The 21,907-nt window shown below is 73.2% G+C and carries 16 protein-coding genes; all 16 read left to right on the top strand.

Annotated features, from left to right (window positions below; genetic code table 11):
- Positions 1-4 precede the first annotated feature (4 nt).
- Positions 5-1,366, top strand: coding sequence for a Pup--protein ligase (gene pafA / locus Q6349_RS10415; RefSeq protein ID WP_171248288.1), 1,362 nt, complete (start codon positions 5-7; stop codon positions 1,364-1,366).
- A gap of 63 nt (positions 1,367-1,429) precedes the next feature.
- A complete protein-coding gene (locus tag Q6349_RS10410; protein WP_304604030.1) occupies positions 1,430-2,419 on the top strand; it encodes an FKBP-type peptidyl-prolyl cis-trans isomerase in 990 nt (329 codons plus the stop codon).
- A gap of 7 nt (positions 2,420-2,426) precedes the next feature.
- The gene (gene hisF, locus Q6349_RS10405; protein WP_304604029.1) at positions 2,427-3,197 is read left to right on the top strand and encodes an imidazole glycerol phosphate synthase subunit HisF; all 771 of its coding nucleotides are present in this window, start codon (positions 2,427-2,429) and stop codon (positions 3,195-3,197) included.
- A gap of 92 nt (positions 3,198-3,289) precedes the next feature.
- Complete coding sequence (locus Q6349_RS10400; RefSeq protein ID WP_304604028.1) at positions 3,290-5,188, top strand: ABC transporter ATP-binding protein; 1,899 nt, start codon at positions 3,290-3,292, stop codon at positions 5,186-5,188.
- Positions 5,185-6,984: an ABC transporter ATP-binding protein gene (locus tag Q6349_RS10395; protein ID WP_304604027.1), complete on the top strand. Its 1,800-nt coding sequence runs from the start codon at positions 5,185-5,187 to the stop codon at positions 6,982-6,984. The genes Q6349_RS10400 and Q6349_RS10395 overlap by 4 nt, the downstream gene beginning before the upstream one ends.
- Before the next feature lie 43 nt (positions 6,985-7,027).
- The gene (hisI, locus tag Q6349_RS10390) at positions 7,028-7,423 is read left to right on the top strand and encodes a phosphoribosyl-AMP cyclohydrolase (RefSeq protein ID WP_171248292.1); all 396 of its coding nucleotides are present in this window, start codon (positions 7,028-7,030) and stop codon (positions 7,421-7,423) included.
- Complete coding sequence (locus Q6349_RS10385; RefSeq protein WP_304604026.1) at positions 7,420-9,021, top strand: anthranilate synthase component I; 1,602 nt, start codon at positions 7,420-7,422, stop codon at positions 9,019-9,021. Before hisI ends, Q6349_RS10385 begins: the two co-directional genes overlap by 4 nt.
- Positions 9,018-9,617 (top strand): Trp biosynthesis-associated membrane protein, encoded by a 600-nt coding sequence (locus Q6349_RS10380; protein ID WP_304604025.1) that lies wholly within the window; start codon positions 9,018-9,020, stop codon positions 9,615-9,617. The genes Q6349_RS10385 and Q6349_RS10380 overlap by 4 nt, the downstream gene beginning before the upstream one ends.
- 40 nt (positions 9,618-9,657) lie before the next feature.
- A complete protein-coding gene (locus Q6349_RS10375) occupies positions 9,658-9,936 on the top strand; it encodes an HGxxPAAW family protein (protein ID WP_304604024.1) in 279 nt (92 codons plus the stop codon).
- A gap of 237 nt (positions 9,937-10,173) precedes the next feature.
- The gene (gene trpC / locus Q6349_RS10370) at positions 10,174-10,998 is read left to right on the top strand and encodes an indole-3-glycerol phosphate synthase TrpC (protein ID WP_171248296.1); all 825 of its coding nucleotides are present in this window, start codon (positions 10,174-10,176) and stop codon (positions 10,996-10,998) included.
- A 98-nt stretch (positions 10,999-11,096) separates the two neighbouring features.
- Positions 11,097-12,365, top strand: coding sequence for a tryptophan synthase subunit beta (gene trpB, locus Q6349_RS10365; protein ID WP_216077834.1), 1,269 nt, complete (start codon positions 11,097-11,099; stop codon positions 12,363-12,365).
- Positions 12,362-13,207, top strand: a complete 846-nt coding sequence (gene trpA, locus Q6349_RS10360; protein ID WP_304604023.1) for a tryptophan synthase subunit alpha — start codon at positions 12,362-12,364, stop codon at positions 13,205-13,207. Before trpB ends, trpA begins: the two co-directional genes overlap by 4 nt.
- On the top strand, positions 13,204-14,226 hold the full coding sequence (lgt, locus tag Q6349_RS10355; RefSeq protein ID WP_304604022.1) for a prolipoprotein diacylglyceryl transferase: 1,023 nt from the start codon (positions 13,204-13,206) through the stop codon (positions 14,224-14,226). Before trpA ends, lgt begins: the two co-directional genes overlap by 4 nt.
- 123 nt (positions 14,227-14,349) lie before the next feature.
- On the top strand, positions 14,350-18,918 hold the full coding sequence (gene gltB / locus Q6349_RS10350) for a glutamate synthase large subunit (RefSeq protein WP_304604021.1): 4,569 nt from the start codon (positions 14,350-14,352) through the stop codon (positions 18,916-18,918).
- Complete coding sequence (locus Q6349_RS10345; RefSeq protein WP_304604020.1) at positions 18,911-20,377, top strand: glutamate synthase subunit beta; 1,467 nt, start codon at positions 18,911-18,913, stop codon at positions 20,375-20,377. The genes gltB and Q6349_RS10345 overlap by 8 nt, the downstream gene beginning before the upstream one ends.
- A gap of 77 nt (positions 20,378-20,454) precedes the next feature.
- Positions 20,455-21,894: a pyruvate kinase gene (gene pyk, locus Q6349_RS10340; protein ID WP_171248301.1), complete on the top strand. Its 1,440-nt coding sequence runs from the start codon at positions 20,455-20,457 to the stop codon at positions 21,892-21,894.
- The last annotated feature ends 13 nt before the right edge of the window (positions 21,895-21,907 follow it).

The following is a 21,907-nucleotide window of genomic DNA, read 5'->3' as shown; positions in this document are numbered from 1 at the left end:
GGACATGGACCGCAGGATCTTCGGGCTGGAGACCGAGTACGGCGTCACGTGCGCGGCCGACGACGGACGGGGGCTGAGCGCGGACGAGGTCGCGCGCTACCTGTTCCGCAAGGTCGTGGCCTGGGGCCGTTCCTCCAACGTGTTCCTGCGCAACGGCTCCCGGCTGTACCTGGACGTCGGCTCGCACCCCGAGTACGCCACCGCCGAGTGCGACGACGTCCGCCAGCTCGTGGCCTACGACCGCGGCGGCGAGCGCATCCTCGAGGGGCTCGTCGCCGACGCCCAGCAGCGTCTCGAGCACGAGGGCCTGCCGGGCAAGGTGCACCTGTTCAAGAACAACACGGACTCGGCGGGCAACTCCTACGGCTGCCACGAGAACTACCTGGTGCGCCGCCAGGGCGACTTCTCCCGCCTCAGCGACGTGCTGGTGCCGTTCCTCATCACGCGCCAGGTGCTCACCGGCGCCGGGAAGGTCCTGGCCACCCCCCGCGGGGCGACGTACTGCCTGTCCCAGCGGGCCGACCACATCTGGGAGGCCGTCTCCAGCGCGACGACGCGCTCGCGGCCGATCATCAACACGCGCGACGAGCCGCACGCCGACGCCGAGCACTACCGGCGCCTGCACGTCATCGTCGGCGACTCCTCGATGTCGGAGACGACCACGCTGCTCAAGGTCGGTGCCACCGACCTGGTGCTGCGGCTGGTCGAGGCCGGGGTCCCGGTGCGGGACCTCTCCCTGGAGAACCCGATCCGGGCGATCCGCGAGATCAGTCACGACTCCTCGGGCAAGCACCCGGTCCAGCTCGCGAACGGCCGGACCGCGACGGCGGTCGACGTCCAGGGGGAGTACTACCAGCGGGTGCGCGAGCACGTCGACGCCCACCTGGACCCCACCCCGCAGGTCAAGCAGACGCTGGACCTGTGGGAGCGGGGCCTGCGCGCCCTGGAGTCGGGCGACCTGACCCTGGTGGACCGCGAGCTCGACTGGGTCATCAAGTGGCGGCTCATCGAGCGGTACCGGGCCAAGCACGACCTGTCGATGGACGACCCCCGGGTCGCGCGCCTGGACCTGGCCTACCACGACATCTCCCGCACGGAGGGGCTCTACAACCTGCTCGCGGCGCGGGGGATGGTCGAGCGGGTGGTGACCGACCTCGAGGTCTTCGAGTCCACGGCGATCCCGCCCCAGACGACGCGGGCCAAGCTGCGCGGCGACTTCGTGCGGGCCGCCCAGGACGCGCGACGCGACTACACGGTCGACTGGGTGCACCTCAAGCTCAACGACCAGGCCCAGCGCACCGTCCTGTGCAAGGACCCGTTCCGCAACGTCGACGAGCGCGTCGAACGGCTCATCGAGTCCATGTAGGAGGCCGTCCCCTGGACCGGCGGCCGTTCCGGGGCCTCCGGGCCGACGTGGCAGACTGTCCCGGTGCTCCCCGCCCGTCCCCGTCTGCTCGTCGCCGTCCTGGCCGTCGTGCTGACGCTGACCGGCTGCGGGACGCCGGTGTGGGACCGGGTCACCCCGAGCCCGCTGCCCTCCCAGGTCCCGGTGCAGGTCACCGGTCCGGAGGGGCAGCCACCGGCCCTCGAGTACCCGCAGCCCTACCAGATCGTCCAGTCCGGGTCGCGCACGCTGCGCCCCGGGGGCGGGGAACCGCTGGAGACCGGCGAGCCCGTCCTGCTGCACATGTACGCCGAGGACGGGCGCGACGGCAGCGTGATCTCCTCGACCTACCTGGACGCTCCCGCCTGGTACACGTTCGACCCGGACTCGTTGGGCCAGAACCTCTACGACTCGTTGCGGGGAAAGAGGGTCGGGGCGCGCGTCCTGGTGGTCGAGAAGGACGACGACGTCCCGGTCGTGCTCGTCGTGGACGTGCTGCCGACCCGGGCCACCGGGGACGTCGTCGAGCCGGTCGAGGGGCTGCCGCAGGTGGTCCGCGACCCCGACGGCAGCCCGACGGTCCTCGTCGAGGGCGGTGAGCCGCCGGGCGAGCTCGTCGTGCAACCGCTGATCCGCGGGGACGGCCCCCAGGTCGAGGTCGGGCAGATGGTGACCGCGCGCTACGTCGCGGTGCGGTGGAGCGACGGCCGGGTCGTCGACTCGAGCTGGGGCGACGGTGTGGCCCCGCAGTCCGCGACGATCGGCATCGGCCGACTGGTGGAGGGCTGGGACCAGGGACTGCTCGAGCAGTCCGTCGGGTCGCAGGTGATGCTCGTGGTGCCCCCGCACCTGGGCTACGGTGGCACCAACAGCGAGCTGGCCGACGAGACCCTCGTCTACGTCATCGACATCCTCGACGCGCGCTTCCAGGTCACGCAGGACGAGCCGGTCCCGGACGAGGACGGCGAGGGGGCCGACGAGGCGGCCGGCACCCAGGGCGGCGGCGCGTCGTCCGCCGGCACGACCGAAGGATGAGGACCGCATGACCGTGGCCGTTCGGGTGATCCCGTGCCTCGACGTCGACGCCGGACGGGTCGTCAAGGGCGTCAACTTCACCAACCTGCGCGACGCCGGCGACCCGGTGGAGCTCGCCGACCGGTACGACACCGAGGGTGCCGACGAGGTGACGTTCCTCGACGTCTCGGCCTCCTCCGGCGACCGGGAGACCATGATCGACGTGGTGCGCCGCACCGCGGAGGAGATCTTCGTCCCCCTGACGGTCGGCGGGGGTGTCCGGTCGGCCGAGGACGTCGACCGGCTGCTGCGCGCCGGGGCGGACAAGGTCGGCGTGAACACCGCGGCGATCGCCCGCCCCGAGCTGATCGCGGAGATCGCCGACCGCTTCGGCAACCAGGTGCTCACCCTCTCGGTGGACGCCCGCCGCGTGACCGGGGACACCACGACGCCGTCGGGCTACGAGGTGACCACCCACGGCGGCCGCCGCGGCACCGGCATCGACGCCGTGGAGTGGGCCGCACGAGGCGCCGAGCTGGGTGCCGGCGAGATCCTGCTGAACTCGATGGACGCCGACGGCACCACCGGCGGGTTCGACCTGGAGATGCTGCGTGCGGTGCGCGAGCGCGTCCACGTCCCGCTGGTCGCCTCCGGCGGCGCCGGGACCCCCGAGCACTTCGTCGCCGCGGCCCGGGCCGGTGCCGACGCCGTGCTGGCCGCCAGCGTCTTCCACTTCGGCACCCTGACGGTCGGCGAGGTCAAGGACGCGATGCGGGCCGCCGGGGTCGAGGTGCGCTGAACCCGCCGGGACCGGCGACGTGCGGCCGCGGGCAGTTGCCCCGGGCGCGCTAGGATCACCTCTGATCCCCGAGACACCTGTGAGGTCCCGTCGTGCCCGAACCCGCCCGCCCGGCGACCCTGACCGGGTCGCGGCTGCGCCGCAGCGTCCTGCTGCTGTGGCGAGGTCTGCGTGCCGAACCACGGCTCTTCACGGGCGCCGTGGTCGCCTCGGCGCTGTTCGGCGCCGCGACGGTCGCCGTGAGCCGCGCCGTGGGCTGGGCGACCGACGCCGTCGTCGTGCCCGCGCTGTCGGGCGACGCCGCGGCGCGCGCGGACATCTGGCTCGCCGGGGGAGTGCTCGCCCTGGTCGCCCTGACGCTCGCGCTGTCCGTGGCCGGCCGGCGGATCTGGGCCGGCTGGGGCAACGTCGGCCTGCAGGCCCAGCACCGGCGCGGGGTGACCCGCCAGTACCTGCGCCTGCCGATGTCGTGGCACCGGGCGCACCCGGCGGGCCAGCTGCTGTCCAACGCCAGCGCCGACGTCGAGGCCGCCACCGGGGTGTTCAACCCGCTGCCCTTCGCCCTCGGCGTGGTCGTGATGATCGCCGTCGCGACGGTGATGCTCTTCGTCATCGATCCCTGGCTCGCCCTCGCGGCACTGGTGGTGATCCCGGCCGCCGTCGCCGCCAACCTGGTCTTCCAGCGGTACATGGCCCCGGCCGCGACCCGCGCCCAGCAGCTGCGGGCGGAGGTCGCGGACGTGGCGCACGAGTCCTTCGAGGCGGCGCTGCTGGTGAAGTCGCTCGGCACGGCCGACCGCGAGGAGCGGCGTTTCGCCCGGACGACCGACGACCTGCGCACCGCCAACGTCCGCGTCGGCGTCGTGCGTGCGGTCTTCGACCCGGTCATCGAGCTGCTGCCCAACCTCGGCACGCTGCTCGTCCTCGGCGTCGGGGCCTCCCGCGCCGCGGCCGGTGCCGTCGACGTCGGCGACGTGGTCACCGCGGCGTACCTGCTCACCATCATGGCCGTGCCCGTCCGGGCCTTCGGCTGGGTGCTCGGCGAGATCCCGCGCGCCCTGGTGGGCTACGACCGCATCACCCGCGTGCTCGACGCGCGGGGCGAGCTGACGCCCGGCACCGGGCGGCTCCCGGCCGGGGAGGCCGGCCTCGCGGTCCGCCTCGAGGGCGTCGGGGTCGACGTGCCGGCCGCCGGCCGCACCGCCCGGCTGCTCGACGACGTCACCCTCGACATCCCCGCCGGCACCACCGTCGCCGTGGTGGGCGCCACCGGTGCGGGCAAGACCACGCTGGTCTCGCTGCTCAGCCGGCTCAGCGACCCCGCGCGCGGGACCGTGCTGCTGGACGGCACCGACCTGCGCGGGGTCGCCGACGGCGAGATCCCGGCCCAGGTGTCCCTCGTCGCGCAGCAGACGTTCGTCTTCGAGGACACCGTGCGCGCCAACGTCACCCTCGCCGACGAGGTCACCCCCGAGATCGACGCCGCCGTGTGGGACGCCCTCACGCTGGCCCGGGTCGACGACGTCGTGCGGGCCCTGCCGGACGGCCTCGACGCCCGTCTGGGCGAGCGGGGAGCGAACCTGTCCGGGGGCCAGCGGCAGCGGCTCGCCATCGCCCGGGCGCTCGTGCGGCGTCCCCGGCTGCTCGTGCTCGACGACGCCACCAGCGCCGTCGACCCCCGCGTCGAGCAGCAGATCCTCGCCGGGCTGGCCGCGCGCTCCGACGACGGCCGGCGCGCCACGACCGTCGTCATGGTCGCCTACCGGATGTCCTCGGTGGCGATGGCCGACCTGGTGGTCCACCTCGACGGCGGGCGTGTCGTGGACGTCGGCACCCACGACGCGCTGCTGGCGCGTGACCCGGGCTACCGCGAGCTCGCCACCGCCTACGAGGTCGAGACCGCCCGCCGCGAGCGCGAGCTGGCGGACGAGCGGGCCGCCGGCGAGGACGTGCCCGAACCCTGGGAGACCGAGACGGAGGAGGTCCGATGAGCGACTCGCGCATCGCGTCGGCCAGCGAGCTGGGCGTGCTCGCGACGCTGCGCCGGGGGCTGGAGATCTCCCCGCAGATCGTCCAGGGGCTGTGGGTCACGCTCGCGCTGGCCGTCCTGGCGGCGGCCGGACGGGTCGTGGTGCCGCTGGCGGTCCAGCGCACCGTCGACGACGGCATCCTCGCCGACGGCGGCCCGGACGCCTCGCAGGTCCTGACGCTGACCCTGCTGGCCGCCGGGGCGATCGTCGTGGCCGGGCTGTGCACCGCCGTGGTGAACGTGCGGCTGTTCCGCCGGACGGAGGCCGGGCTTGCGACGCTGCGGGTACGGGCCTTCCGGCACGTGCACGACCTGTCCACGCTCTCGCAGGGCTCGGAGCGTCGGGGCGCCCTCGTCTCGCGGGTCACCACCGACGTCGACCAGATCTCCCACTTCGTGCAGTGGGGCGGCATCATGCTGCTCGTCTCCACGCTCCAGATCGCGGTCGCCACCGCCCTCATGGCGGTCTACTCCCCGGCGCTGACCGCCGTGGTCTGGCTGTGCTTCGTGCCGCTGTTCGTCATCCTGCGGTACGCCCAGCGGTCGGTGGGGCGGGCGTTCGGGCGCTCGCGCGAGAAGGTCGGCGCCATGCTCGCCGCCGTCTCCGAGTCCGTCGTCGGCGCCGAGACCGTCCGCGCCTACGGCGTCGAGGCCCGCACGGGTCGGCGCATCGACGCCGCCATCGACGAGGCGCGGCGGACCCAGGGCCGGGCTCTGCTGCTGGTGGCCAGCGTGTTCTCCTCGGGCACCTTCATGGCGACCCTGGTGCTCGCCGTCGTCGTGGTCGTCGGCTCCTACCTCGGCATCGGCGGGGGACTGACGGCCGGGCAGCTCGTCGCGTTCCTGTTCCTGGTCCAGCTCTTCACCGGGCCGGTGCAGATGGCCACGGAGATCCTCAACGAGCTCCAGAACGCCGTGGCCGGCTGGCGGCGGGTGCTGGCGGTCGTCGAGACGCCGCTGGACGTCGTCGACGCCGGGGCCGACGGGGTGGACAGCCCCCGCGGGGACGCCCACGTGGCGCTGCGCGGCGTGCGGTACGCCTACCCGGACGGGCCCGAGGTCCTGCACGGCGTGGACCTGGAGCTGCCCGCGCGGCGCAAGGTCGCCGTGGTCGGGCAGACCGGCTCGGGCAAGACGACCATCGCCAAGCTGGTCGCCCGCCTCATGGACCCCACGGACGGCCGGGTCGAGCTCGACGGCGTGGACCTGCGGCGCATCCCGCTGGCACGGCTGCGCGAGCGCGTGGTCCTCGTGCCGCAGGAGGGTTTCCTGTTCGACGGCACGGTGCTGAGCAACGTCGCCTACGGGTTGCCCGAGGCCGCCCCCGAGGACCCGGAGGTGCGTGCCCGCGTCGCCGCCGCGTTCGAGGCGCTGGGGCTGACGGACTGGGTCGCCGGTCTCCCCGCCGGGCTGGACACGGACGTGGGCCAGCGCGGCGAGGCCCTGTCCGCGGGGGAGCGGCAGCTCGTCGCCGTCGCCCGCGCCTACCTGGCGGCGCCCGACCTGCTCGTGCTCGACGAGGCGACGTCCGCGGTCGACCCGGCCACGGAGGTGCGCATCGCGCGGGCGCTGGACGCCCTGACGTCGGGCCGCTCGACGATCACGATCGCCCACCGGCTGTCCACGGCCGAGGCCAGCGACCTCGTCGTGGTCGTCGACGACGGGCACGTGGTCGAGGTCGGGCCGCACGAGGAGCTGGCGGCGGCCGGGGGCGTGTACGCCCGCATGCACGCCTCGTGGGTGGCCCAGACCCGCTGAGACGCGGCCCCGTCCGGCGCCCTCGACGTGAAAGGATGCTGGCGTGCACAACCAGGACTCCCTCGACCCCGCCGTGGCCGCCCGCCTCAAGCGCGACGAGCAGGGGCTCGTCGCCGCCGTCGTGCAGCAGCACGACACCCTCGAGGTGCTGATGCTCGGCTGGATGGACGACGAGGCCCTGCACCGCACGCTCACGACGGGCCGGGTGACGTTCTGGAGCCGCTCCCGCGGGGAGTACTGGCGCAAGGGCGACACCTCGGGCCACCGGCAGTACGTGCGGTCGGTCGCGCTCGACTGCGACGGCGACACCCTGCTCGTCCGTGTCGACCAGGTCGGTGCCGCCTGCCACACGGGCACGCGCACCTGCTTCGAGGCCGGCGGCGAGCTGCCCGCCGTCGTCGGCCACCGTCCCGACGAGACCGCCGAGGAGACCCGGTGACGAACTCTGCCTCCCCCTCCGCCCAGGCTCCCGCCGTCGCGCCGACGGCCGACGAGCTCACCTGGGGTGCCACGTGGCCGGGGCTGGGCGCCTTCCGCGAGCTGGCGCGGGACCGCCGCGTCATCCCGGTGGTGCGTCGCGTCCTGGCCGACGACGTGACGCCGGTCGGGCTGTACCGCACGCTGGCGCAGGACCGGCCCGGCACGTTCGTCCTGGAGTCCGCCGAGGCCGGCGGCGCGTGGGCCCGCTGGTCGTTCGTCGGGGTGCGCTCGCGGGCGACCCTGCTGTCGGACGGCGGCCGCGCCGTCTGGCACGGCGACGTCCCGGCCGGGATCCCGACCGAGGGTGATGTCCTGGAGGTGCTCGAGGCCGCGCTGCAGGCGTTGCGCACGGAGCCGATCGACGGGCTGCCGCCCCTGACCGGCGGGTTCGTCGGGGCGATGGGCTGGGACGTGGTCCGGCACTGGGAGCCGACGCTGCCCGCCGAGGCCCCGGACGAGCTCGACGTGCCGGAGGTCGCGCTGTCCCTGGCGACCGACCTGGTGGCCGTCGACCACCACTCCGGTGCGGTGTGGCTCATCGCCAACGCGATCAACGCCGACGGCACCGACGAGCGGGTGGACGAGGCGCACGCCGACGCGGTGTCGCGGCTGGACCGGCTCGCGGCGGGTCTCGCGGAGCCGACGACGCCGGTGCGCACCGTCGTGGACCCGGACGTCGCGGGCCCCGAGCTGGAGTTTCGGTCCACCCGGGACGAGTTCGAGGACGCCGTCCGGGCCGGCAAGGAGGCGATCCGCGAGGGCGAGGTCTTCCAGGTCGTGCTCTCGCAGCGGCTCGACCTCGACTGCCCGGCCGCGCCGCTCGACGTCTACCGGGCGCTGCGGACCATCAACCCCAGCCCGTACATGTACTACTTCCAGCTCCGTGACCACCGCGAGCGGGACTTCGCCGTCGTCGGTTCCAGCCCCGAGACGCTGGTGAAGGTCGACGCGGGCCACGTGACGACGTATCCGATCGCCGGGTCCCGGCCGCGCGGGGCGACGGTCGAGGAGGACGTCGCCCTGGCCGAGGAGCTCATCGCCGATCCCAAGGAGCGCGCCGAGCACCTGATGCTCGTGGACCTGTCCCGCAACGACCTGGTCAAGGTGTGCGAGCCCACGAGCGTCGAGGTCGTGGAGTTCATGGTCACGCGCCGGTTCAGCCACATCATGCACCTGTGCTCGACCGTCGTGGGGCGCCTCCGCCCCGGGGCGACCGCGCTGGAGACGTTCAGGGCGACCTTCCCGGCGGGGACGCTGTCCGGGGCGCCCAAGCCACGGGCGATCGCGCTGATCGACGAGCTCGAACCCGCCTCGCGCGGGATCTACGGCGGGACCTGCGGGTACCTGGACTTCGGCGGCAACATGGACATGGCCATCGCGATCCGGACGGCGTTCCTGCGGGAGGGCCGGGCGTCGGTCCAGGCCGGCGGGGGCATCGTCGCCGACTCGGTGCCCGCCCTGGAGTACGCCGAGTCGCGCAACAAGGCGGCCGCCGCGGTGCGCGCCGTGCAGCTCGCGGCACAGTTCGCGGACCTCTCCGCCGGGCGGGCGTCATGATCCGGTCGCGCGGCCGGGCGGTCGCGCTGCTGCTGCTGCTCGGCGCGGCGACGTTCGGGGTCTCGGCGCCGGTGTGGCTGCGCACCACGGTGGCGACGGCGCTGCAGCCGGAGGTGACCGTCGAGGTCGCCGGCACCTCGGCGGCACCGGTGGTGAGCGCCGCCGCGTTCGTCACCGTGGCGTGCGCCCTGGCGACGACCCTGGCCGGTCGCGTCGCGCGCCGGGTGGCGCTGGTCGTGGCGGTGCTGGCGGGACTGGCCGTCGTCGGCGGGACGGCGGCCGTCCTGCGCGACCCGGTCGGGCCCGCCGTGACGGCCGCCGCCGACGCGGCCGGGGTGACCGAGCTCACGGCGCCCGTGTCGCTGACGCCCTGGCCCTGGCTGGCGGTCGTCGCCGGTGCGGGCATCGCCGTCGTGGCCGTGCTCGGCCTGGTCGGCGCCGGTTCCTGGCCGGCCACCGGGGGTCGGCACGAACGTGCGGGCGGCCCCGTCGCGACCGCCGGTGGCGAGGAGCCCCGGACGGACGACGACGCCGCCGACGCGCAGGCGGACTGGGACGCGCTCTCCCGCGGCACCGACCCGTCCTCCGACCGGTAGTCTGATCCCTGAACTTCGTGACGAAAGGCTGTCCCCACCCATGACCGACCACCGCACCGCTGAGCCGACGTACCTGCCGGAAGCGGTCCCGCCCACCAATCACGGTCACACCCTGGCCGCGTGGACCGCGATGACCGGCGTCATCCTCGGTGCGCTGCTGGCCTCGCTCGGCTGCCTGCCGGGCGTGCCCTTCGCGCTCTTCTGGGTCGGGATGGGCGTCGTGGTCGTGTCCTGCCTGGTCGGTCTGGTCATGCGCAACATGGGCTACGGACAGCCCCGACAGGGCGCCCGGACGCAGGAAGAGCCGGCCTCGAGCTGACCCGTCCCCGACCGCCACGACGGCGCCCCGACCCCCTCCCGGGTCCGGGCGCCGTCGTCGTACCCGGGGGCGTCGGCGTCCCGGCGCCGCGCGTCACGAGGAGATAACGATGTGGCCTCCGGGCCGCCGGGAGCAGCGTGAGGGTGCCGTCGGGGCGTCTCGCCCAGCGGTCGGTGGTCCTGACCACCGCGTGACCGGCCTACCATGGCAAGGAACACATCCGGGGGAGGGGAAAGCATGACAGTCCTGGAGGACATCGTCGCCGGGGTCCGGGCGGACCTCGCGGACCGTCAGGCACGGACCTCGCTCGCGGAGCTCAAGCAGCGCGCTGCACGGGTTCCCGGGGCCCTGGAGTGCTGCGCGATGCTTCGCTCCGAGGACCGCGTCGCCGTGATCGCCGAGGTCAAGCGGTCGAGCCCCTCCAAGGGCGACCTGGCCCCCATCAGCGACCCGGCGGCCCTGGCCGAGGAGTACGCCGCCGGCGGCGCCAGCGTGATCTCGGTGCTGACCGAGCAGCGCCGGTTCGGCGGCAGCCTCGCCGACCTGGACGCCGTGCGTGCGACCGTCGACGTGCCCGTGCTGCGCAAGGACTTCGTCGTCACCCCGTACCAGGTCTGGGAGGCCCGGGCCCACGGCGCCGACCTGGTGCTGCTGATCGTCGCGGCCCTGGAGCAGACCGTGCTCACGTCGCTGATCGAACGCGTCCACTCCCTGGGCATGACCGCTCTGGTCGAGGTGCACACCGCCGACGAGGTGCACCGTGCCCTCGACGCCGGTGCCCGCGTGATCGGCGTCAACGCCCGGGACCTCAAGACCCTCGAGGTGCGCCGGGACACGTTCGCCCAGCTCGCACCGCTGATCCCCGACGACGTCGTCCGCGTCGCCGAGTCCGGCGTCCGGGGCCCGCACGACGTCATGGAGTACGCGCGGTCCGGTGCGCACGCCGTGCTGGTGGGGGAGGCCCTGGTGACCGACGGCGAACCGCGCCGGTCCGTCGCCGACCTCGTCGCGGCCGGGCAGCACCCCTCGCTGTGGTCGGTACGCCCCGCCGTCCAGCCCTGAGGGCCGGCCGCCCACCCCGCACCCGACCCACCATCCGTCCCGTCCGTCATGAAGGAGCGCCTGTGCCCGAGCAGTCCGACCAGCCCGTGCGCGACGCGCTGACCGAGACCCTGGCCGACCAGGACGCCGGTCGGCTCGCCGACGTCCACGGCCCGTACTTCGGCGAGTTCGGCGGCCGCTACGTCCCCGAGGCCCTGATCGCCGCCCTCGACGAGCTGGAGGCCGAGTTCCGCAAGGCGCAGCAGGACCCCGGGTTCGCGGCGGACCTGAGCCGGCTGCACCGCGAGTACACCGGCCGTCCGTCGCCGCTGACCGAGGTGCCGCGCTTCGCCGAGCACGCCGGCGGTGACGCCGTGCGCGTGTTCCTCAAGCGGGAGGACCTGAACCACACCGGCTCGCACAAGATCAACAACGTGCTCGGCCAGGCGCTGCTGGTCAAGCGCATGGGCAAGTCCCGGGTGATCGCCGAGACGGGTGCCGGCCAGCACGGCGTCGCGACCGCGACGGCCGCGGCCCTCATGGGCCTGGAGTGCGTCGTCTACATGGGCGAGGAGGACACGCGGCGCCAGGCGCTCAACGTGGCGCGGATGGAGCTGCTGGGCGCGACCGTCGTCCCGGTCGCCCTCGGCACCCGGACCCTCAAGGACGCCATCAACGAGGCCCTGCGCGACTGGGTCACCAACGTCGACTCGACGCACTACCTGCTCGGGACCGTCACCGGGCCGCACCCGTTCCCCGAGATGGTGCGCGAGTTCCACCGCATCATCGGCACCGAGGCGCGCGAGCAGGTGCTCGAGCGCGTCGGGAGGCTGCCGGACGCCGTGGCGGCCTGCGTCGGCGGCGGCTCGAACGCCCTGGGGATCTTCAACGCCTTCCTGGACGACGACGGCGTCGCGCTCTACGGGTTCGAGGCCGGCGGCGAGGGCATCGAGTCCGGTCGGCACGCGGCCCGGTTCTCCGGTGGTGCGCCGGGGGTGCTGCACGGGGCGCGCTCGTACCTGCTGCAGGACGACGACGGCCAGACCCGCCCGAGCCATTCCGTCTCGGCGGGCCTGGACTATCCCAGCGTCGGCCCGGCGCACTCGTGGCTGCACGACATCGGCCGGGCGACCTACGAACCCGTGACCGACGACGAGGCGATGGAGGCGTTCCGCCTGCTGTGCCGGACCGAGGGCATCATCCCCGCGATCGAGTCCGCGCACGCCCTCGCCGGCGTGCTGAGGGTCGGCCGCCGGATGGCCGACGCCGGCCTGCGGGACCAGGTGATCCTGGTGAACCTCTCCGGACGGGGGGACAAGGACGTGGCCACGGCGGCGCGCTGGTTCGGCCTGCTGCACGAGGAGCCGGCGACCGAGGGGGACCAGTGACCGGAACCGTGACGACGTCGGCGACGGCGGCCCGCCTCGACGCGCTGCGCGCGCAGGGTCGGCCCGCCCTGGTGGGCTACCTGCCCGTCGGCTACCCCGACGTGGAGCGCTCGGTGGAGGCCGTGACGACCATGGTCGACGCCGGGGTGGACGTCGTGGAGATCGGGGTGCCCTACTCGGACCCGGTCATGGACGGCCCGGTGATCCAGGAGGCCGCCGAGGCGGCCCTGCGCGGCGGTGCCCGGGTGCGGGACGTGCTGCGTGTCGTGGAGGCCGTGGCGGAGCGTTCCGGCGGTCAGGTCCCGGCGCTGGTGATGTCGTACTACAACCCGGTGCTGCGCTACGGCGTGGCCGCGTTCGCCCGGGACCTCGCGGCCGCGGGCGGCGCCGGCATGATCACGCCGGACCTCATCCCCGACGAGGGGGACGCCTGGAACGCCGCCGCGGACGAGCACGGCCTGGACAAGGTCTACCTCGTCGCGCCGAGCTCGACCCCGGAACGCCTGCGGCTGACGGCGAAGGCCTCGCGCGGGTTCGTCTACGCCGCCTCGACGATGGGCGTCACGGGTGCGCGCGCCTCGGTGGGTCGCCGGGCCGAGCAGCTCGTGGCCGACACCCGTGCCGCCGGGGCGTCCCACGTGTGCGTGGGCCTGGGCGTCTCGACCGGCGACCAGGCCGCCGAGGTGGGGCGCTACGCCGACGGCGTGATCGTCGGCTCGGCCTTCGTCCGGACCCTGCTGGGCGAGGAGCCCTGGTCCGACCGTCTGACCGCGCTGGCCGAGGTCACGCGTGACCTGGCCGACGGCGTGGCCCGCGCCCGCACCGGCGGGGGTGACGCATGACCGTCGACCGTCTCGTGACCGCGATCCCGAGCCCGCCCGAGCACACGTGGTACCTGGGACCGTTGCCGTTGCGCGCCTACGCGCTGGCGATCCTGGCCGGCATCGTCGTGGCCGTCTGGATGACCATGCGCCGGTGGAAGGACCGGGGTGGCGACCCCGACGACGTGCTGGAGATCGCCTTCTGGGCCGTTCCCTTCGGCATCATCGGCGGCCGCATCTACCACGTCATCTCCTCGCCCGACGCGTACTGGGGGGAGAACGGCGACCCCGTCCGGGCGCTCTACATCTGGGAGGGCGGTCTGGGCATCTGGGGCGCCGTCGCGCTCGGGGCCGTCGGTGCGTGGATCGGCTGCCGCCGCCAGGGAGTGCGACTGAGCACGTTCGCCGACGCCCTGGCCCCCGGCCTGCTCGTCGCCCAGGCGATCGGGCGCCTCGGCAACTGGTTCAACCAGGAGCTCTTCGGCGCCCCGACCGAGCTGCCCTGGGGGCTCGAGATCGACGCGGAGTACCTCCCGGTCGACCCGGCCACCGGGGTGGAGTACGCCGCCGGAACCCTGTTCCACCCGACCTTCCTCTACGAGATGCTGTGGAACCTGGCGGCCGCCGCGCTTCTCATCTGGCTCGACCGCCGGTACAGACTCGGTCATGGGAGGGTATTCTGGGCCTACGTCGCGATCTACACCCTCGGTAGGGTGTGGATCGAGATGCTCCGCATCGACACCGCCGAGATGGTGCTCGGGCTGCGGCTGAACGTGTGGACGTCGATCATCGTCGGCCTGGGTGCCGTCGTCGCGTTCGTCGTCATCGGTCGGCTGCGTCCCGGTCGCGAGGACGGTGTCGCCCTGCCCGGTCGTGAGGACGGCGAACGGCAGGTCACCGATGCACCGACCGAGACCGACGACGCTCCCTCGGGGACGGACGAGTCCGCCCCGGACGAGGAGGTCACCGAGACGACAGGTACGACCGACCAGGACGCGTCGGCGGCCGGGACCGACCAGGACCCGGCCCCACGCACCTAGGGCGGCGCCGGCAGGGGAACCACCCCGGCCGGTCCCGCCCAGCAGTCCCTACGGGCCAACGACGTCCCGTCCCATCCATGCACGAGACGCGCCCGCGTGCGGGCGCACAGGAGGACGGTGTTGATGACCACGCCGCAGCACTGGGTCGCGCCCCCCGAGGCGCAGGGCCTCTACGACCCGGCGACCGAGCACGACGCCTGTGGTGTCGCGTTCGTCGCGACCCTGCGAGGAACCCCCGGCCGCGACATCGTCGACGCCGGTCTCACCGCCCTGCTCAACCTCGACCACCGCGGAGCGGTCGGTGCCGAGGAGAACAGCGGTGACGGCGCCGGCATCCTGACCCAGATCCCGGACGCGTTCCTGCGCGACGTCGTGGACGCCGAGCTGCCCCCGGCGGGCCGGTACGCGATCGGGATGGCCTTCCTGCCCCGCGACGCCGAGGCGGCGGACGCGATGGCCCACCGCTTCGAGGCGATCGCCGCCGAGGAGAAGCTCGACGTGCTCGCCTGGCGTGACGTCCCGGTCACGGCCGACCTCGTCGGGCCGACCGCCCGCGCCTCGATGCCGACGTTCCGTCAGGTGGTCGTCGCCGACCCGCAGCGCGAGCTGGCGGACCTCGAGCTCGACCGTCGCGCCTACCGGCTGCGCAAGCGTGCCGAGAACGAGCTCGAGCTCTTCCTCGCCTCGCTGTCGGCCCGCACCATCACCTACAAGGGCATGCTGACCACGGCGCAGCTCGAGCCCTTCTTCCCGGACCTGTCCGACCCGCGCTACGCCTCCGAGATCGCGCTGGTCCACTCCCGGTTCTCGACCAACACGTTCCCGTCGTGGCCGCTGGCGCAGCCCTTCCGCCTCGTGGCCCACAACGGCGAGATCAACACCGTGCGCGGCAACCGCAACTGGATGGCGGCCCGCGAGGGCCAGCTGGGCAGCGAGGCGCTGGGGGACCTGGACCCGCTGCTGCCGGTGTGCAGCCCGGGGTCCAGCGACTCGGCGAGCTTCGACGAGGTGCTGGAGCTGCTGCACCTGTCGGGCCGGTCGCTGCCGCACTCGGTGCTGATGATGATCCCCGAGGCGTGGGAGAACCACGACGAGATGGACCCCGCCCGGCGGGCGTTCTACCAGTACCACGCCAACCTCATCGAGCCGTGGGACGGTCCGGCCTGCCTGACCTTCACCGACGGCACGCTCATCGGCGCCGTGCTGGACCGCAACGGTCTGCGCCCGGGCCGCTTCTGGGTCACCGAGGACGGCCTCATCGTGCTCAGCTCCGAGGCGGGCGTGCTCGACCTCGACCCGGCCACCGTGGTCCGCAAGGGCCGGCTGGAGCCGGGCCGGATGTTCCTCGTGGACACCGCGCAGGGGCGGATCGTCGAGGACGACGAGATCAAGTCCCAGCTCGCCTCGCAGCGCCCCTACGGCGAGTGGATCGAGCAGAACTCGATCTCCCTGGACTCCCTGCCGGAGCGCGAGCACGTCGCGCACTCGCCGGCGTCCGTGCAGCGGCGCCAGCGCGCGTTCGGCTACACGTCCGAGGAGCTCAAGGTCATCCTGACCCCGATGGCCAACACGTCGGCGGAGCCGCTGGGCGCCATGGGCTCGGACACCCCGGTGGCGGTGCTGTCGAACCGGCCGCGCCTGCTGTTCGACTACTTCACGCAGATGTTCGCGCAGGTCACCAACCCGCCGTTGGACTCGATCCGCGAGCAGCTGGTGACCTCCATCGGCAGCGCCATCGGCCCGGAGCCGAACCTGCTCGACGACTCGCCGCTGCACGCCCGCAAGCTCGTGCTGCCGTTCCCCGTGCTCGACAACGACGAGCTGGCCAAGATCGTGCGCATCGAGCGCGACCCGCGGCTCGAGGGCGAGTTCCGGGCCGTCATCGTGCGGGGGCTCTACGACGTCTCGGGCGGTGGCCGCGCGCTGCAGGCCCGTCTTGAGGAGATCTTCGCCCAGGTCGACGCCGAGATCGAGGCGGGGGCGACGCACATCGTCCTGTCCGACCGCGACTCCGACGCCGAGCGGGCCCCGATCCCGTCGCTGCTGCTCACCTCCGCGGTGCACCACCACCTGCTGCGCCGGCACACCCGCACCCAGATCTCGCTGGTCGTCGAGGCCGGCGACGTGCGCGAGGTCCACCACGTGGCGCTGCTCATCGGCTACGGCGCCGCCGCGATCAACCCGTACCTGGCCATGGAGACCGTGGAGGACCTCGCCCGGCGCGGCTACCTGCAGGTGACGCCCGAGGCCGCCGTGCGCAACCTCATCACGGCGCTCGGCAAGGGTGTGCTCAAGGTGATGTCCAAGATGGGCATCTCGACGATCATGTCCTACCGCGGGGCGCAGGTCTTCGAGGCCGTGGGCCTGTCCCACGAGCTCGTCGAGGACTACTTCACCGGCACGACCAGCCGCCTGGCCGGCATCGGGCTCGACGTGATCGCGGCCGAGACCGCGGCGCGCCACGCCGAGGCCTACCCCGCCTCGGGGAACCACACGCCGCACCAGCGACTGACCACCGGCGGCGAGTACCAGTGGCGCCGCGACGGCGAGGAGCACCTCTTCGACCCGGAGACGGTGTTCCGGTTGCAGCACGCGACCCGGACGGGCCGGATGGACATCTTCCGCCAGTACACCCAACGGGTGGACGAGCAGTCCGAGCGGCTCATGACGCTGCGCGGTCTGCTGGAGTTCACCGGTGACCGCGAGCCCGTGCCGATCGACGAGGTCGAGCCGGTCAGCGAGATCGTCAAGCGGTTCAACACCGGTGCGATGTCCTACGGCGCCATCAGCCAGGAGATGCACGAGACCCTGGCGATCGCGATGAACCAGCTCGGCGGGCGGTCGAACTCGGGCGAGGGCGGCGAGGACACCGAGCGGCTGTACGACCCGGAGCGCCGCTCCCGCGTCAAGCAGATCGCCTCGGGCCGGTTCGGCGTCACCAGCGAGTACCTCACGCAGGCCGACGACATCCAGCTCAAGCTGGCCCAGGGCGCCAAGCCCGGCGAGGGTGGGCAGCTCCCGGGGCCCAAGGTGTACCCGTGGGTGGCCAAGACCCGGCACTCGACGCCCGGCGTCGGACTGATCTCGCCGCCGCCGCACCACGACATCTACTCCATCGAGGACCTGGCGCAGCTGATCCACGACGCCAAGAACGCCAACCCGAGCGCGCGGGTGCACGTCAAGCTCGTCTCCGAGTTCGGCGTCGGCACCGTGGCCACGGGCGTGTCCAAGGCGCACGCGGACGTCGTGCTGATCTCCGGGCACGACGGCGGCACGGGCGCGAGCCCGCTGACCTCGCTCAAGCACGCGGGGACGCCGTGGGAGATCGGCCTGGCCGAGACCCAGCAGACGCTCGTGCTGAACAACCTGCGCGACCGCATCACGGTGCAGGTGGACGGCCAGATGAAGACCGGCCGCGACGTCGTCGTGGCGGCGCTGCTGGGCGCCGAGGAGTTCGGCTTCGCGACGGCCCCGATGGTCGTGTCGGGCTGCATCATGATGCGCGTCTGCCACCTGGACACCTGCCCGGTCGGCGTCGCGACGCAGAACCCCGAGCTGCGCCGCCGGTTCACCGGCAAGGCGGAGTTCGTCGTGAACTTCTTCGAGTACATCGCCCAGGAGGTGCGTGAGCACCTGGCCGCCCTCGGGTTCCGGTCCGTCGAGGAGGCCGTCGGCCAGGTCCAGCGCCTGGACACGCGCCGCGTGATCGACCACTGGAAGGCGCAGGGCCTGGACCTGGGACCGGTGCTGGAGCGCGTCGAGCCCGTGGAGGGGTCCTCCCTGCACCGCACCCACGACCAGGACCACGGTCTGGACAAGGCGCTGGATCAGCAGCTGATCGCCCAGGCGCAGCCCGCGCTGGAGGACGGCCGGCCGGTGCGGATCGAGCTGCCGGTGCGGAACGTGAACCGCACGGTCGGCACGATGCTCGGTCACGAGGTGACCAAGCGCTACCACGGCGACGGACTGCCCGACGGCACGATCGACGTCACCCTCACCGGGTCCGCCGGGCAGTCGTTCGGCGCGTTCGTGCCGCGCGGTGTGACCCTGCGCCTGTACGGCGACGCGAACGACTACGTCGGCAAGGGCCTCTCCGGCGGTCTGCTGGTCGTCCGCCCGGACAAGGCCGCCGTGCTCGAGGGTGCGGCGAACGTCATCGCCGGCAACGTCATCGGCTACGGCGCCACCTCGGGCGAGATCTACCTGCGCGGTCGGGTGGGCGAGCGCTTCGGCGTGCGCAACTCGGGGGCGTCGCTCGTCGTCGAGGGCGTGGGCGACCACGGGTGCGAGTACATGACGGGCGGTGAGGTGCTCGTGCTGGGCCCCACCGGCCGCAACTTCGGTGCCGGCATGTCCGGTGGCATGGCGTACGTGCTCGACCTGCGCGACGGGGCGATGAACGCCGCCGCCGTCGCCTCCGGAGAGCTCGTCGTCGGCGCGCTCTCGGACGAGGACTGGGAGCGGGTCTCGGTGCTGCTGCAGCGGCACCTCGACGAGACCGGCTCGCCGGTCGCGGCCGAGCTCCTGGCCGACGAGGGCACGCGGGCCCGGTTCTCGCGCGTCCTCCCGCCCGGATGGGCCAACGTGCGCGTCGCGCTGGCCGAGGCCGAGTCGGCGGGGACGCCGCTCGGCGAGGGCGACGACTTCGACCCGACGCTGTGGGAGCGCATCATGGAGGTGGCTCGTGGCTGATCCCCGTGGATTCCTCAAGGTGCGGGAGCGAGAGCTCCCGCCGAGCAGGCCCGTCGAGGTCCGCCTGCGGGACTGGAAGGACACGCACGCGGTCCGTGAGGACGGCCAGCCGTTCCTCAAGGAGCAGGCCGGACGCTGCATGGACTGCGGCATCCCGTTCTGCCACCAGGGGTGCCCGCTGGGCAACCTCATCCCGGAGTGGAACGACCTCGTGCGCACCGACCAGTGGGCGGACGCGATCGAGCGGTTGCACGCGACGAACAACTTCCCGGAGTTCACCGGTCGTGTGTGCCCGGCGCCGTGCGAGACGAGCTGTGTGCTGGGCATCAACCAGCCGGCGGTGACCATCAAGAACATCGAGGTCTCGATCATCGACGAGGCCTTCGAGCGCGGGCTCGTGGTGCCGCAGGTGCCGCAGCGGCTGACGGGCAAGACCGTCGCCGTCGTCGGCTCGGGCCCGGCCGGTCTGGCCGCGGCCCAGCAGCTGACCCGGGCCGGGCACACCGTCGTGGTGTACGAGCGCGACGACGCCATCGGCGGACTGCTGCGCTACGGCATCCCGGACTTCAAGCTCGAGAAGTACCACATCGAGCGGCGCATGGAGCAGATGGAGGCCGAGGGAACCCGGTTCCGCGCCGGCGTCGAGATCGGCCGGGACCTCACCTGGGACGCGCTGCGCCGTCGGTTCGACTCCGTGGTCATCGCCACGGGGGCCACCGTCCCGCGCGACCTGGCGATCCCCGGCCGGGAGCTCGACGGGGTCGAGTACGCCATGGACTTCCTCACCCCGTCGAACAAGGCGGTGGCCGGCCACCCGGTGAAGGGTGCGCCGACGGCCGAGGGCAAGCACGTCGTGGTCATCGGCGGCGGTGACACCGGTTCCGACTGCGTCGGGACGTCGCTGCGCCAGGGCGCCGCGAGCGTGACGACCCTCGCGATCGGCAAGCAGCCGCCGACCGAGCGGCCCCCGCACCAGCCGTGGCCCACGGACCCGATCCTGTTCGAGGTCTCGAGCTCGCACGAGGAGGGCGGCGAGCGGCAGTTCCTGGCGTCCACCGTCGAGTTCCTCGGGGACGACCAGAAGGCGGTGCGGGCGCTCAAGGTCGCCGAGACGGAATACCTCGAGGACGGGCGACGGGTGCCGAAGCCGGGTACCGAGCACGAGATCCCGGCCGACCTGGTGCTCATCGCGATGGGCTTCACCGGTCCGGAGGTCGACGACCTGGTCGACCAGACGGGTGCGGAGACGACGTCGCGCGGTCTCGTGCAGCGCCGGGACGACTACGCGTCCTCGCTGCCGGGCGTGTTCGTGGCCGGCGACGCCGGCCGAGGGCAGTCGCTCATCGTGTGGGCGATCGCCGAGGGGCGGGCGGCGGCCGCGGCTGCCGACGCGTACCTGCAGGGAACCACGGAGCTGCCGGCCCCGGTGGGCCCCCGCACCGTCGCCCTGAGAGGATGACAACGGATCCGGGCGCCGCCGTGGCGCCCGGGCACGCCCCGGCAGGCGCGGGGCGGTACGACGACGAGGCTGGAGACATGCGCAGAGCGAAGATCGTGTGCACCATCGGACCCGCGACGGCGTCCCCGGAGAAGCTCCGGGAGCTGGTCGACGCGGGTATGGACGTGGCCCGGATCAACCGGAGCCACGGTGAGCAGTCGGAGCACGAGAACGTGTACCACGGGGTGCGCACGGCGGCGAAGGAGGCGGGACGCAACGTCGCCGTCCTCGTCGACCTGCAGGGCCCGAAGATCCGCCTCGGGCGGTTCGACGGTGACGAGAAGCACTTCCTCAACGAGGGCGACACCCTCACGATCACGACCGAGGACGTCGTGGGGACCCGTGAGCTCGTCTCCACCACGCACCAGGGTCTGCCGCAGGACGCCCGCGTCGGCGACCCGATCCTCATCGACGACGGCAAGGTCCGCGTGCGGGTCACCGCGGTCGAGGGTCCGCGTGTCGTCACCACGGTCGAGGTGCCCGGTCCGGTCTCCAACAACAAGGGCCTCAACCTGCCCGGCGTGGCGGTGTCCGTGCCCGCGCTGAGCGAGAAGGACACCGACGACCTGCGCTGGGCGCTGCGCATGGGCGCCGACCTCATCGCGCTGTCCTTCGTGCGCAACGCCGCCGACTACGACGACGTCCGCAAGATCATGGACGAGGAGGGCCGGGTCGTCCCGGTCATCGCCAAGATCGAGAAGCCGCAGGCCGTCGACAACCTCGACGAGGTCGTCGCCGCGTTCGACGGATTCATGGTCGCCCGTGGTGACCTCGCCGTCGAGATGCCCCTCGAGCAGGTGCCGCTCGTGCAGAAGCGGATCGTCGAGATGGCGCGGCGCAACGCCAAGCCCGTCATCGTCGCCACGCAGGTGCTGGAGTCGATGACCACCAGCCCCCGTCCGACCCGTGCCGAGGCCTCGGACTGCGCGAACGCGGTGCTGGACGGCGCCGACGCGGTCATGCTCTCCGGCGAGACGTCGGTGGGCGACTACCCGATCCTCACGGTCAAGACGATGGCCTCGATCATCGAGGCCACGGAGGGTGCGGGGCGCGAGCGCATCGCACCGCTCGGCTCCACGCCGCACACCCGCGGCGGCATCATCACGCGCGCAGCGGCGGAGATCGGTGCCTCGCTGGAGGCCAAGTACCTGGTCACCTTCACCCAGTCCGGCGACTCGGCCAAGCGCATGTCGCGCCTGCGGTCGGGCATCCCGCTGCTGGCCTTCACCCCGGAGGAGTCGGTCCGCAACGTCCTGGCCCTGACCTGGGGCACCGTCAGCTACCAGGTGCCGAAGGTCGGCTCGGTCGACGCGATGGTCAGCCAGGTCGACCAGACGCTCCAGGCCAACGGCCTGGCCGAGGTCGGCGACCGCGTCGTCATCGTCTCGGGAGCGCCGGTGGGCGTCCCGGGCACGACGAACTCGATCCTCGTGCACAAGGTCGGCAGCCAGACCGACGCCCACGCGATCGCCGAGTGACGCGCTCAGGCTG

Origin of the sequence: Isoptericola sp. 178 (genome assembly GCF_030586525.1) — a bacterium.
GTDB classification, from domain to species: Bacteria; Actinomycetota; Actinomycetes; order Actinomycetales; family Cellulomonadaceae; genus Isoptericola; species Isoptericola sediminis.
The sequence above is the reverse complement of the archived record's forward strand: the minus strand, read 5'-3'. Positions and strand labels throughout refer to the sequence as shown.